Genomic DNA, 13253 nt, shown 5'->3' with positions numbered 1-13253 from the left:
GGGCGGCTTTTTAAATCGCCCTTTTTCTTACTTCTTTTTCATCGCTTCCAGCAATGCAGCTCCGAAACCTCCTGTTGAAGGCTGTTCCTGCTTGCGCTGCTGGGCGAAGTTTTTGGTTCCATTCTGAGCAGGCCGTTGATCGCGGCTCGATGGCGCGCGAGGGGCAGGTGCTTCTCCGCCATCTTTACGCCCGGTAGCTTCGCCACCATCCTTGCGCATTGTGAGGCCGATGCGCTTGCGCGGCACATCTACTTCTGTAACGCGGACCTTCACCACATCGCCAGCCTTGACCACTTCATGCGGGTCTTTGACGAAACGGTCGGCCAGTTGTGAGACATGGACAAGACCATCCTGATGTACACCGATATCGACGAAAGCGCCAAAGGCCGCAACATTTGTCACAGTGCCTTCCAGCAACATGCCAGGTTTCAAATCCTTGATGTCGTCAATGCCGTCGGCAAAGGTCGCGGTCTTAAAGCCCGGACGCGGATCGCGACCTGGTTTTTCAAGTTCGGCAATGATGTCACGCACGGTCGGCAGACCAAAACGCTCGTCAACGAAAACGCGTGGATCAAGCGCCTTAAGTGCTGCGCTATCTCCCATAAGGCTGCGTACATCGCGGCCACAGGCGGACACGATTTTCTTGGCAACGCCGTAGGCTTCAGGGTGAACGGATGAGGCATCAAGCGGCTCCGTACCATTCGGAATGCGCAGGAAGCCCGCGCATTGCTCGAAAGTACGATTGCCAAGTCGCGCGACTTTCAGAAGTTCCTTGCGGCTTTTGAAAGCGCCCGCTTCATCGCGGTGGGCAACGATAGCTTCGGCCAAGGACTGTCCGAGCCCGGATACGCGTGCGAGCAGAGGTGCAGATGCCATGTTGAGGTCAACACCAACGGCATTCACCGCATCTTCCACCACAGCATCCAGCGCGCGTGCAAGGCGGATCTGGTCGACATCGTGCTGATATTGGCCGACACCGATGGATTTTGGCTCGATCTTGACGAGTTCTGCCAATGGGTCCTGCAAGCGGCGGGCGATGGAAACGGCACCACGGAGCGACACGTCGAGTTGTGGGAATTCAGCAGCAGCTGCTTCTGATGCCGAATAGACTGATGCGCCTGCTTCCGAAACAATGACTTTCAGCGGCTTTGGTGCCGGCATATCGGTAAGCATGTCGATGACGAGGCGTTCAGTTTCGCGGCTACCTGTTCCGTTACCGATAGCGATCAGTTCGATTTTGTGTTTGCGGATAAGGCTTGCCAGTGCTGCCTGTGTACCGCGCACATCGTTCTTTGGCGGGAAGGGGTAGACGGTCGTGGTGTCGAGCAACTTGCCGGTATCATCGACAATCGCGACCTTGACGCCGGTGCGGATGCCCGGATCAAGCCCCATTGTGGCGCGCGAACCGGCAGGCGCTGCAAGCAGCAGGTCTTTGAGGTTTCGGGCGAACACGTTGATTGCTTCTTCTTCTGCGCGCTCACGAAGATCCCGCATGAGATCAAGTGATAGAGAAAGAGACAGTTTGACGCGCCAGGCCCAACCTGCGACTTCCATCAGCCAACGATCACCGGGCAGTGTTGATCCAACATTATAGGCGGCGGCAATCTTGCGTTCGACAGGTTTCACAGGCGAAGTGTCGTCGGCATCGACTTCGATATCAAGTGACAGGAAATCTTCATTGCGGCCGCGTAGCATGGCAAGGGCACGGTGGCCCGCAACATTCGTCCAGCGTTCGAAATGATCAAAGTAGTCAGAGAATTTAGCGCCCGCTTCCTGCTTTTTATCAACCACACGTGAGCGCAGAACAGCTCGGTCTTTCATGTAGTTACGCAAGTTACCAATGAGTTCGGCGTTCTCTGCAAAGCCTTCAGCAACGATGTCGCGTGCACCATCAAGCGCTGCTTTGACGTCCGTGACTTCGCCGACCACATATTGTGCGGCGATATCAGCAGGTACAAGGCTGCGATTAGAGAGGATTGTTTCAGCGAGTGGACCAAGGCCACGTTCGCGGGCGATTTCTGCACGCGTGCGGCGCTTGGGCTTATAGGGGAGATAAAGGTCTTCAAGCTCCGCCTTGGTGGCAACGCCGGCAATTTTCAGTTCCAGCTCAGGCGTCAGTTTGTTCTGCCCGCGGATCGATTCCAGAATAGAGCTGCGACGTGCTTCGAGTTCACGCAAATAGCCGAGGCGCTCGGAGAGCTGGCGCAATTGCGTGTCATCAAGTCCGCCCGTGACTTCCTTGCGGTAGCGGGCGACGAATGGCACGGTCGAGCCCTCGTCAAGCAGGCCGATGGCGGCAATAGCCTGCTCCGGTCTTGCATTGATTTCCGCTGCGATAATCCCGGCAATGCGCTTTATGTCGTCGGCCATATACATTCCAATCTCAAATATTTGCAGCGAACATAGTCAGATGCCCGTTCGGCGCAATCAAGGCCGAAATGATGTTCCACAGAAAAGCAGCTATTAGAGCGGTTCCAGTTAAGATTGAATCGTTGGAACGGCTCCGACCATTTGTTTGACGCATTATCCAACGCGAAACCGCTTCGCACTTTTGCTGGGAAAGCTTGATCGTGTTCACGCGCATGTGAAGAGTTCGCCTCTTTTTAAATCGAATACAAGCGATACATATATCGTGAAATGACGATATGAACGAAGATTAGCGAGGTGATCATGATGTCGAACGTTCAAACCATAGAATTAGCTATGCCTTTGGACGAAATTCTCAAGGCGCTCGCTCATCCCGTTCGTCTCGAAATTTTAAGCTGGCTCAAACAGCCGGAGAAGCATTTCTCCGCTCAACACATGCCTCTGGAGATGGGTGTGTGTGCCGGTCAGTTTGAACGGTGTGGCCTCTCCCAGTCCACCGTTTCTGCCCATTTGTCCGTGCTGACAAAAGCGGGGCTGATCTCGCCCCACCGTGTCGGTCAATGGACGTTCTACAAACGCGACGAGGAGGCTATTGCAAGCCTGCTTAAGTCGCTGTCCGATCTTTGACCAACTTTTCCAATTCGCCCAATCTTTCCAATTTGAAGGAAATGCATCTATGGCCACATTGTTTGATCCCGTCACCATTGGCGATTTGAAGCTTGCCAACCGTATAGTTATGGCGCCCCTGACGCGCAATCGCTCGCCAAAGGCAGTGCCAAACGATCTCAACGTTACCTACTATGAGCAGCGTGCGAGCGCAGGTCTTATCATCACCGAGGCAACACCGATCAGCCATCAGGGCCAGGGCTATGCCGATGTTCCCGGCCTTTATTCGCCTGAACAGCTTGCTGGCTGGAAGCGTGTGACAGATGCGGTGCACAGTGCTGGCGGCAAGATTGTCGTTCAGATGTGGCATGTGGGTCGTATTTCGCACGACACTTTGCAGCCCAATGGCGGTAAGCCCGTTGCGCCTTCGGCCATCACAGCAAAGTCGAAGACTTATCTCGTGCATGATGATGGCACCGGAGAGTTTGCGCCAACGTCCGAGCCACGCGCGCTTGAAAAGAGCGAATTGCCGGAAATCGTTGCGACCTACGCCAAGGCTGCCAAGGATGCGGTAGAAGTTGCCGGTTTTGATGGTGTCGAAATCCACGCAGCAAACGGTTATCTGATTGATCAGTTTTTGCGTTCAGGCAGCAATCACCGCACCGACGAATATGGCGGCTCCATCGAAAATCGCGCACGCTTCCTTTTTGAAGTGGTTGACGCAATCACCAAGTCGGTTGCGCCGGGCAAGGTGGGCATTCGTCTTTCACCAGTGACACCGGCAAATGATGCTTCGGACCCGGATCCACAGCCACTGTTTGATTATGTGATCGAAAAGCTTGCCGATTATGGTCTTGCTTACATCCATATCATCGAAGGTGCGACTGGCGGTCCACGTGATTTCCAACAGGGTCCGCAGCCATTTGACTACGCGCGTCTCAAGCAGGTTTATCGCGATGCAGGCGGTCAGGCTGCCTGGATGGTCAATAATGGCTATGATCGTGAGCTGGCGGAAGAAGAGATCGAAAGCGGACGTGCTGACGTGGTTGCCTTTGGCAAGCCATTCATCTCGAACCCTGATCTTGTTCGTCGTTTGCAGGACAATTCCCCACTTAACGAGCTTGATCAGCAGAACATGTATGGCGGTGGTGCCAAAGGCTATACGGATTATCCGATCCTCGCCTGAGCATAAGAATAAAGAAGGCCGGAGTGTTCTCCGGCCTTTGTTTTCTGGTTTTTTTAAAAGCGTATATTGACCGAAACAGTTTTAGAGCCTTGCTCGCGTTGAGCGGGGTGTCGCAAGCAGAAGATTGGTTTCGCTGGCCTTGATGCCCGGCACCAGTCGGATCCGGCGCAAAACAGCATCGAAATCTGTGAGCGTTGCTGCACCCAGCTCAACCACCAGGTCGAAACGGCCATTCGTGGTGTGGATGGCGGATATTTCCGAAAAACCACCCAGGGATTTCACCACTCGGTCGGCAACATGCCCTTCGATTTCGATCATCATGATGCCGCGAACCGGCAGGTCAACGGCATCTGAGCGCAGGATGACGGTATAGCCGATAATGTCGCCAGAGCGTTCCAGTCGCTCCATGCGCGCGCGCACCGTTGCGCGGGAAACGCCAAGATCGATAGCGACATCCGAGATGCTGCGACGGCCATTATGGCGCAGGACGGTGATCAGCTTTTCATCCAGCTCGTCCATGATTTCTCCAATTTGAAATATAAATCTGCCATTTTGATAAAGCAAATCGATAAATTTGCCAATCCGTATGGTTCACATCGCCAAGGGTAAATGGTCAACCTTATCTAATAATTTCTCAGGAGTAGCACTTTATGCATTGCAAGATTTTGGGATTGCCTGTTCAGGAAGGCACTGGTCGTCTGGGCTGCAATATGGGCCCTGATGGTTATCGGGCGGCGGGCATTGCAGAAGCCATTCGTGAACTCGGGCACGAATTCACCGATCTTGGCAATCTGGTACCTGCTGAACTTCGTCCATTGAGCCATCCCAATCCTGCGATCAAAGCACTCCCGCAAGCGGTTGCCTGGATCGAAGCGATCAGCGAAGCAGCTTATCGTGAAAGTGCGGAAGGGTTTCCGATTTTCCTCGGTGGCGACCACCTTCTTGCTGCAGGTACCGTTCCGGGTATTGCGCGACGTGCAGCCGAACTAAACCGCAAGCAGTTTGTGCTCTGGCTTGATGCCCATACGGATTTTCACACACTCGAAACAACTGACAGTGGTAATCTGCATGGCACGCCTGTTGCATACTACACAGGCCAGAAGGGCTTTGACGGATATTTCCCGCCGCTGGCAGCAGCAATCGACCCGGACAATGTCTGCATGATGGGTATTCGCAGTGTTGATCCGGCAGAACGGGCCGCGATCAAGCAGACGGGCGTGGCTGTCTATGACATGCGCCTGATCGATGAGCATGGCGTAGCAGCACTTTTGCGCCGGTTCCTTCAGCGCGTGAAGGAAGAAAACGGCCTTCTGCATGTCAGCCTTGATGTCGATTTCCTTGAGCCCTCGATTGCGCCTGCCGTGGGAACGACTGTTCCGGGTGGAGCAACCTTCCGCGAAGCGCATCTCATTATGGAAATGCTGCACGACAGCGAGTTGGTGACGAGCCTTGATCTGGTGGAACTCAACCCGTTCCTCGACGAGCGCGGGCGCACTGCGACAGTGATGGTTGATCTGATGGCCAGCTTGCTTGGCCGCAGCGTTATGGATCGTCCGACTATCAATTATTGATCCACGAGACTGCATCCTGCGGCCAGATGCAATCGTCAGGCCGCGGGATGTTCTATCTCTTCGTTTTTACGCGCATCTTGTTCCGAAAACCGTTTCGCACTTTTCGGGATGCGCTTTAGGAGTAATGATGACGCAACCTAACCTCAATATCGTTCCTTTCGTCAGTGTCGATCACATGATGAAGCTGGTTCTTTCCATTGGCGTTGAGACCTTTCTGAAGGAACTCGCCGACTATGTGGAAGAAGATTTCCGTCGCTGGGAAAGCTTTGACAAGACGCCACGCGTCGCGTCGCACTCTGATGAAGGCGTGATTGAGCTGATGCCAACAAGCGACGGCACACTCTACGGCTTCAAATATGTGAATGGTCATCCAAAAAATACGCGTGACGGTTTGCAGACGGTAACCGCATTTGGCGTTTTGTCGGACGTTGGCAACGGCTATCCGATGCTTCTGACCGAAATGACAATCCTGACCGCGTTGCGCACGGCTGCAACATCAGCGGTTGCCGCCAAGCATCTCGCGCCAAAGAATGCTCGCACCATGGCGATCATCGGTAATGGCGCGCAGAGCGAATTTCAGGCAATGGCGTTCAAGGCGATACTGGGCGTCGACAAGCTGCGTCTTTACGACATTGATCGTAGTGCTTCAGAGAAGTGCGCACGTAATCTCGAAGGTGCGGGTTTCGATATTATGATCTGCAAGGACGTCGAGGAAGTTGTCGAGGGTGCGGAAATCATCACGACCGTTACCGCAGACAAGCTGAATGCCACGATTCTGACCGACAACATGGTTGGCGCAGGCGTCCATATCAATGCCGTTGGTGGCGACTGCCCCGGCAAGACGGAATTGCATGGCGATATTCTGCGTCGTTCGGATATTTTTGTCGAATATCCACCACAGACCCGCATCGAAGGTGAAATTCAGCAGTTGCCGGAAGACTATCCGGTCAATGAATTGTGGGAAGTTATTACCGGCAAGACTGAAGGTCGCAAGGACGCCCGCCAGATCACATTGTTCGATTCGGTTGGCTTTGCGACTGAAGATTTCTCCGCCCTGCGTTACGTTCGTGACAAGCTGCAGGATACTGGCTTCTACGAGCAGCTCGACCTGCTGGCTGATCCGGATGAGCCGCGCGATCTTTATGGAATGTTGCTGCGTCACAAACAGCATCTTCAGGCAGAGAAGACCAAACCTGCTGCATGATCGGAGCGGGTTCCCAATAAGACGTGCATTGATAACGATTGAACCGCCTGTCTCTGTTATCAGAGGCAGGCGTTTTCTTTTATAGCGGCTTGCGCGAATGGCGCGGTGCTGCGATCTGCCCGGAATGCGTGGCTATCGCCATTTCAAAACTGTCGGCGATGCGTCGGGCGCGATCAATAAAAATGATTGCACCTTCAGGCGGGAAAATATCGCGAGCCGTCTGTTCAAACAATTGCAGCCAACGATCGAAGTGTTCGTTTTTGAGGCCCAGGCGAAGATGCGGTGGCATCGGGCGGCCATCGTAACGGCCTGTTTTCAGAATGACGGATGACCAGAATTCGCTGATGCGTTCAATGTGATGGTCCCAATCCTCGACCGCTTTTGTAAAGACGGGACCGATGATGTCATCTTCGCGTGCTCTCCCATAAAAAGTGCTGACCAATCTGTCGATGGACGCTCTGTCTATGGATGGATGAGGCTGATTGATAAGAAGGGTCATTCTCTCTTGCCGGTTTACGTTGCGCCGAGGGAGGGCTCTCGTTCCTGATATAGTCTCGCAGAGTTGCTCTACCCAGTGAAGCATTGCCGCATGATGATGTCGAAGCGCGCGCTATCCGGTTTTACGCACGTCTCCATTCCAAATCCGATCCCCGTTTTCTAACAAACCGACGTTGCCATAGTTTCTCATAAAGAGCGGCTTCATGCGGATCGCGAAAAAACTGCCTTCCTGATCCAAGGGGTCTGCGCGAGTAGCAACGGTGAGTATGTATACCCTGATAAATGAGGTTAGAGCTTGGCATTCAAAGACCGTGAAGCTTGGCTTTTTCCAGCCCCAAATAACCATGGAATTATTGCTGCGTAGCTAATTTTCTACCCGTGCAACGGGTATTTTGCATATATCCATGACTTGAAGACTAAGTTTTTCTTTTGTCCGAATGAAACTGTGAAATAGAAAAAAATAACCGATCGTGTAAAATATATCCATTTATTGTATTTTAGAACGCGCTAAATATCAAACTACATCGAATTATGGGCTGGAATTAATTTCCAGGATTATATTATCGATTAATTTTAAAGATATTCACACAATTGGTAGGGAACGCATTTGATTTTTTTTATATTATTACTAGCTTGTCATGATCCAAAGTATCGATAACTATGGAGGGTATATGCCGAATACTGAGGGGAATTTGGTTGCATTCCACGACGTAGAAAATGTTGACGCGATTGAAGTCATTAGGACCAGCTCCAGCCAGGGTTGGAAGAATTTATACGCCTACACCGCACGGCTTCAGCCGTTCAGGTCGACATTCAAGCCTGTGGACTCGCTACTGGTTGCCATGGTTCTTGACGGCCATTTGCAGGGAACCTGGCAGATTGGGGATGAGCTGTCGGAACTATATTTACAGCCGGGATCGATAATTATAATCCCTCCTGACGAATCAGTAAAAGTATCCATAAATAGCAATGCGGAAATCATAAATATATACATTTCCAAGAAATTGATGGATGATATATTTATAGAGTTCTCATCTGTCAGTAACAGTCTTTTCAGGCTTGACTATAGTTTATCTATATTTGACGAATTTCTTGGTCAGACTATAAGTTCTATCAAGGATATATTGTATTCTGGAGGGCGTTTTTCTTCTATAGAAGTGCAATACATAGCGCGCGTTCTTGTGGCGCGGGTACTCTCGAAATATTCTACGCTGACCTCCGGTGATCTGAATTCTGAAGTAGGGCTTTCTCTTTCGACTATTCAGAAGACATTCGATTATATTGAGCAGAATCTGCATCGCCGTATCGTTATAGACAGGCTTGCGAATACAGCAGGTGTCGGGGCGGCGCAGTTTGCTCGATTATTCAAGCGAGCGACGAATGTAACTCTACATCAATATATAATACGGCGACGTGTGGAGAAGGCGCGAGATCTGTTGGTTGAAACGCAAATGCCCATTGCTGAGATCGCTCATGAGTGCGGATTTGCGGATCAGGTTCACCTCACTCGGTTTTTCGGACGAATTATAGGTACAAGTCCAGCATCATTCAGAAAAAAAGCCCAACGATAGTCTGTTAAAAATAAACAACTTAATTAGTAGCTTTTGTATTTATCGTACAAAAGGCGTCAATATCAGCATAGACAAACTTCTTCTGATAACGAAATTTTGAAACGGGTAGTTATCGTCTTTGAGGGGTGGTTTCAGCAACTATTGTGAAATGCAGGTTTTTGGCATTATTTTTTTCGAGAAGTTTTATACTTCTCGGCTAGGCCAGTTTGTATTTAATATTTAGTTCATATTTGAATCAATATTCCAGCCATAAAACAGTGCAGTCTCAATAGCCTTTGTTCTGTTTCACATCGACCCTCGAAGCTCAGTTTCGGATTGAGGAGAGAGTCATGGTTGCAGTTGTAACGAATAAGGCGAGTGGCAGTTCTCGCACCGTTGCTGGTAATGACATCATTTTGTCGGGGCCAAGCGTTGTAAAAATATCGCTTAATCCTAATGCAATTGCTGAATACCAGAAAATCGGTGACGATCTCCTTATTCGACTACACAACGGCGAAACAATTCGAATTGTTCATTTTTATACGCATTATCAGGATGGTCAGGACAATGACCTTGTCCTTCAGGATGAAAACGGCAAGTTGTGGGCCGGTAATCACAGTGATGGTCTTACCGATTTCAATTTCTCAGAAATACAATCTGTTGACCAACTCGCCGGCGGCGGTGGTGATCTGGGCCCAATTCTATTGGGCCTTGCTGGTTTGGGGGCTCTGGGTGCTGCAATTGGTGCAGCTTCTGGTGGCGGCGATGATAATGATGCGGATGCGGATTCCGATGCGGATGCCGACGCAGACGCCGATACTGAAGCACCGAATGCTCCAAACGTAACGATTGGAGAAGATGGTCGCACTCTCACGATCAAAGGCGAGCCCAATTCAACCGCTAAAATCTACAATGCTGCCGGTGATGTCATTGGTACGGTTGTTCTCTCGGGTGCAGGCACCGCTACATTCACACTGCCTGCAAGCAATGGGCAGGATGTCAAGGTTACGCTGACTGACGGATCAGGAAACGAGTCTTCCGAAACACCTGCTACTTTGCCAGATACGCTCGCACCCGGCGCACCGACGGTTGATGTGGGTGAGGACGGTCGCACGCTCACGATAACGGGCGAGCCGAACTCGACGGCAAAGATTTACAACGCTGCCGGTGATGTCATTGGTACGGTTGTTCTCTCGGGTGCAGGCACCGCCACGTTTACGCTGCCAGCAAGCAATGGGCAGGATGTCAAGGTTACGTTGACGGACGGGGCCGGTAACGCTTCTCCTGAAGCTCCGGCCACTTTGCCAGATACGCTCGCACCCGGTGCACCGACTGATCTTGTCGTGAGCGCAGATGGGACGGAGCTTTCCGGTAAGGGTGAGCCGGGTACAAAGGTGATTGTACGAGATCCCGACGGAAATATTATCGGCGAAGGTGTCGTTGGTGAAGACGGCAACTTCACAGTCACTCTTGATCCGTCACAGGGCGAGGGGCAGCAACTCTCAGTTACTCTCACTGATGCTGCAGAAAACGAGTCGGGTCCTGGCTCTGTGACTGCTCCTATTATTGATGATGGCGACGCAGATGCAGATGCCGACGCTGATGCTGACGCAGATGCGGATGCTGACGCCGACGCGGATGCCGACGCAGATGCTGACGCGGATGCGGATGCTGACGCCGATGCCGATGCCGATGCCGATGCAGATGCAGATGCTGATGCCGACGCGGATGCTGATGCCGATGCCGATGCCGATGCGGATGCTGATGCCGACGCCGATGCCGACGCAGATGCTGACGCTGATGCTGACGCAGATGCCGACGCCGACGCGGATGCTGATGCTGACGCCGACGCGGATGCTGATGCTGATGCCGACGCAGATGCGGATGCCGATGCTGATGCTGACGCCGATGCGGATGCCGACGCCGACGCTGATGCCGACGCAGATGCTGATGCGGATGCCGACGCTGATGCTGATGCTGACGCTGACGCTGACGCAGATGCCGACGCCGACGCTGATGCGGATGCCGACGCGGATGCTGATGCCGACGCGGATGCTGACGCAGATGCCGACGCTGACGCTGACGCTGACGCGGATGCCGATGCTGACGCAGATGCAGTCGATGACGATGTATCAGCAAAGGTAACGATCCAGCCGACGGAAACGGACGTTAATCACGGCAATGCGTCGTATCTTCTTCTGCTCGGCCTCGTTGGGCTTGATCTGCGGGTACTCAGTGTCGACGCTGTTGGGTTCCAGGTGCAGCAAGGTCACCAGCAAACCCTGACATTTGATTATTCTCAGCTGCTTGGATTGGATCTGGCTGCTGGAACTTCTATCATTGTCCAGAAACTAATGCCTGATGGCACTTGGGCAGCCGTTGAAGGTAGCGGTGATGCCACATTTCTGACGTTGAACCTTTTGGGCAATCGCGCGACAGCGGAAGCTACATTTGGGGAAGGCACCTATCGAGCATTCGTTGCGGTCAATGGTCTCGCGAATGTGGGCTTGGCTGGGAATCTCGGTGTTCAGGGCGAAGACCTGAATTATCAGGAACCAAGTGGCGTTACCGTAGAAACCATTCAGGGCAATGTTCTGGATAATGACGGTACTGCGATCGAAAATGGTCATACCGTCACCAGCGTTTCCGTAAATGGTGTCCCGACTGAGGTGCTTGATACACCACAGGGAACAACCATCGTCGGGCAGTATGGTACTTTGACCATCCATCAGGATGGTACATATAGCTACACACCGAACAGCGATATCTCGGCCATTGGTCAGGTCGATGTGTTCACTTACACATTGCACGACCCGATCAGTAATACCGATACGACTGCCAACCTGAACATTCGGATTGATAGTGATGGTCAGGGACTTGTCTGGAATGAAGAAAACTTCTCCGAGCCGGCAACCTATGACTTCGTGGCAACTGACGATGCAGCGACATCTGGGGTCGTGTGGATAAATCCGACTGACAATAATTTCTTTAATCAGACACAGGGTCTGCTTGCAGCTCTGGGCATCCAGCAGACAGCCAATGGTAATACGTTTACCATCGGTAACAATATGGATGCTACGGGAACGGTAGTCGTTTCGGTCACGGTGGCTGCAGCCGCAAATGGTACGGTTGCCGTCCAGCAGTTAGTTGGCGGTACGTGGGTGGATGTTGCTGGCACACGAGCACCCTTCACTATGGTGGTCGGTCTTCTCGGACCGGTGAGGACCATCGATTTAGATAGTCTCAACCTACCAGCAGGTCAGTATCGCATTCAAACGACGCTTACCGGTTTGCTTGGAACAGTCAGCACAGTGACGGATGTCAACGTCACTCATACGGATCAACATGTGATCCAGAGCAATCCAGGTGTTGAAGGCAATCTGTTCGAGAATGACGGAACCTTGCCGCTGAGTGCTAAATTGCAGATTCAGGGTTCTGGTGGGTTCGTAACGGTTAGTTCTGCCGGGACGGTCATTCAGGGTGTGCATGGCGATCTCACGATCTACAGCAACGGCGAATACAAGTATCAGCCGCATGCCAACCTGAGTTACGCAGATCGCGAAGCCAGTGAAAGCTTCACCTACAAGATCGTGTTGCCGAATGGTCACGAAACGACGGCTGAGCTTACTGTAGGGCTGCAGGATGGCGTTGTTGTTGCGAGGATGGCCGCTTCTGAGGACATCGTTGATGATGCGGTGGTTGCAGATCATCATGCAAATGATGTTGCAGCAGCCGATGATCATACGACGACAGATAAAGAGACGGATCATCATGCAGCTGACAACAGCCAGAGTGACGATGCTTCGCCTGATCATCAGAACGACGATACCACTCAGCCGGTGGATGAGCTGACAACTGCAAGCTCAAGCGATGTTGTGCCGCTAAGTGACAATCCAGATCACACAGATACGGATAGTGGACAACCTACGGGCGAGCATAATCTGACCGAAGCACTCATGCTCGACGATGGCAACGGCGATGTCACCCTGCCGTTCAATGATGATCAAACATCGGACGATGGCAGTGTGACGACTGAGACCACGGCGAACACGGAGGCTAGTGCGGAAACGCCAGTGGTCACCACCGATGAGACGATCGCAGTTGACGATCCGCTTGCTCATCTGGTGCCGAACCCGCTCACGCAGGAGGATGAGCTCAACAATCCGACGCATACGGTCTGATCTTCCAGCTTCAATCCTTCGCCGCTGATTTTCTCAGCGGCGGGGGCTCAGATGACAGATCACCGGTAATATGCCGGTCATAATGGAAAA

9 protein-coding genes are annotated in these 13253 nt (G+C 52.2%); 6 read left to right on the top strand and 3 right to left on the bottom strand.

Annotation, left to right across the window (positions count from 1 at the left end; all coding sequences use genetic code 11):
• Positions 1 to 27: 27 nt before the first annotated feature.
• A complete protein-coding gene (locus CEV32_RS14540) occupies positions 28 to 2370 on the bottom strand; it encodes a Tex family protein (protein WP_094577899.1) in 2343 nt (780 codons plus the stop codon).
• Positions 2371 to 2673: 303 nt separating this feature from the next.
• On the opposite strand from CEV32_RS14540, the gene CEV32_RS14530 reads away from it, so the two are divergent.
• A complete protein-coding gene (locus CEV32_RS14530) occupies positions 2674 to 2994 on the top strand; it encodes an ArsR/SmtB family transcription factor (RefSeq protein ID WP_094577898.1) in 321 nt (106 codons plus the stop codon).
• A 49-nt stretch (positions 2995 to 3043) separates the two neighbouring features.
• Positions 3044 to 4159 (top strand): alkene reductase, encoded by a 1116-nt coding sequence (locus CEV32_RS14525; protein ID WP_094577801.1) that lies wholly within the window; start codon positions 3044 to 3046, stop codon positions 4157 to 4159.
• 81 nt (positions 4160 to 4240) lie between these two features.
• On the opposite strand, the gene CEV32_RS14520 is transcribed toward CEV32_RS14525, so the two are convergent.
• A complete protein-coding gene (locus CEV32_RS14520) occupies positions 4241 to 4678 on the bottom strand; it encodes an Lrp/AsnC family transcriptional regulator (protein ID WP_094577800.1) in 438 nt (145 codons plus the stop codon).
• 131 nt (positions 4679 to 4809) lie between these two features.
• On the opposite strand from CEV32_RS14520, the gene rocF reads away from it, so the two are divergent.
• Together rocF and CEV32_RS14510 are read left to right on the top strand one after the other, a co-directional pair.
• The gene (rocF, locus tag CEV32_RS14515) at positions 4810 to 5730 is read left to right on the top strand and encodes an arginase (RefSeq protein ID WP_094577799.1); all 921 of its coding nucleotides are present in this window, start codon (positions 4810 to 4812) and stop codon (positions 5728 to 5730) included.
• A 127-nt stretch (positions 5731 to 5857) separates the two neighbouring features.
• Entirely contained in the window at positions 5858 to 6934 is a 1077-nt protein-coding gene (locus tag CEV32_RS14510) for an ornithine cyclodeaminase (RefSeq protein WP_094577798.1), read from the top strand.
• A gap of 79 nt (positions 6935 to 7013) precedes the next feature.
• On the opposite strand, the gene CEV32_RS14505 is transcribed toward CEV32_RS14510, so the two are convergent.
• Positions 7014 to 7433: a group III truncated hemoglobin gene (locus tag CEV32_RS14505; protein ID WP_094577797.1), complete on the bottom strand. Its 420-nt coding sequence runs from the start codon at positions 7431 to 7433 to the stop codon at positions 7014 to 7016.
• 670 nt (positions 7434 to 8103) lie between these two features.
• Here CEV32_RS14505 and CEV32_RS14495 point away from each other — a divergent pair.
• Together CEV32_RS14495 and CEV32_RS23465 are read left to right on the top strand one after the other, a co-directional pair.
• The gene (locus CEV32_RS14495; RefSeq protein WP_094577897.1) at positions 8104 to 9003 is read left to right on the top strand and encodes a helix-turn-helix domain-containing protein; all 900 of its coding nucleotides are present in this window, start codon (positions 8104 to 8106) and stop codon (positions 9001 to 9003) included.
• Between the two features lie 329 nt (positions 9004 to 9332).
• Complete coding sequence (locus CEV32_RS23465; RefSeq protein ID WP_143128830.1) at positions 9333 to 13163, top strand: BapA/Bap/LapF family large adhesin; 3831 nt, start codon at positions 9333 to 9335, stop codon at positions 13161 to 13163.
• Positions 13164 to 13253 lie beyond the last annotated feature (90 nt).

This window comes from Brucella rhizosphaerae, assembly GCF_002252475.1.
Taxonomy (GTDB): Bacteria; Pseudomonadota; Alphaproteobacteria; order Rhizobiales; family Rhizobiaceae; genus Brucella; species Brucella rhizosphaerae.
The sequence above is the reverse complement of the archived record's forward strand: the minus strand, read 5'-3'. Positions and strand labels throughout refer to the sequence as shown.

Coding starts and splice junctions, on each gene's coding strand:
- CEV32_RS14540 (WP_094577899.1), bottom strand. CDS start 2,370: ATGGCCGACGACATAAAGCGCATTGCCGGGATTATCGCAGCGGAAATC.
- CEV32_RS14530 (WP_094577898.1), top strand. CDS start 2,674: ATGTCGAACGTTCAAACCATAGAATTAGCTATGCCTTTGGACGAAATT.
- CEV32_RS14525 (WP_094577801.1), top strand. CDS start 3,044: ATGGCCACATTGTTTGATCCCGTCACCATTGGCGATTTGAAGCTTGCC.
- CEV32_RS14520 (WP_094577800.1), bottom strand. CDS start 4,678: ATGGACGAGCTGGATGAAAAGCTGATCACCGTCCTGCGCCATAATGGC.
- rocF (WP_094577799.1), top strand. CDS start 4,810: ATGCATTGCAAGATTTTGGGATTGCCTGTTCAGGAAGGCACTGGTCGT.
- CEV32_RS14510 (WP_094577798.1), top strand. CDS start 5,858: ATGACGCAACCTAACCTCAATATCGTTCCTTTCGTCAGTGTCGATCAC.
- CEV32_RS14505 (WP_094577797.1), bottom strand. CDS start 7,433: ATGACCCTTCTTATCAATCAGCCTCATCCATCCATAGACAGAGCGTCC.
- CEV32_RS14495 (WP_094577897.1), top strand. CDS start 8,104: ATGCCGAATACTGAGGGGAATTTGGTTGCATTCCACGACGTAGAAAAT.
- CEV32_RS23465 (WP_143128830.1), top strand. CDS start 9,333: ATGGTTGCAGTTGTAACGAATAAGGCGAGTGGCAGTTCTCGCACCGTT.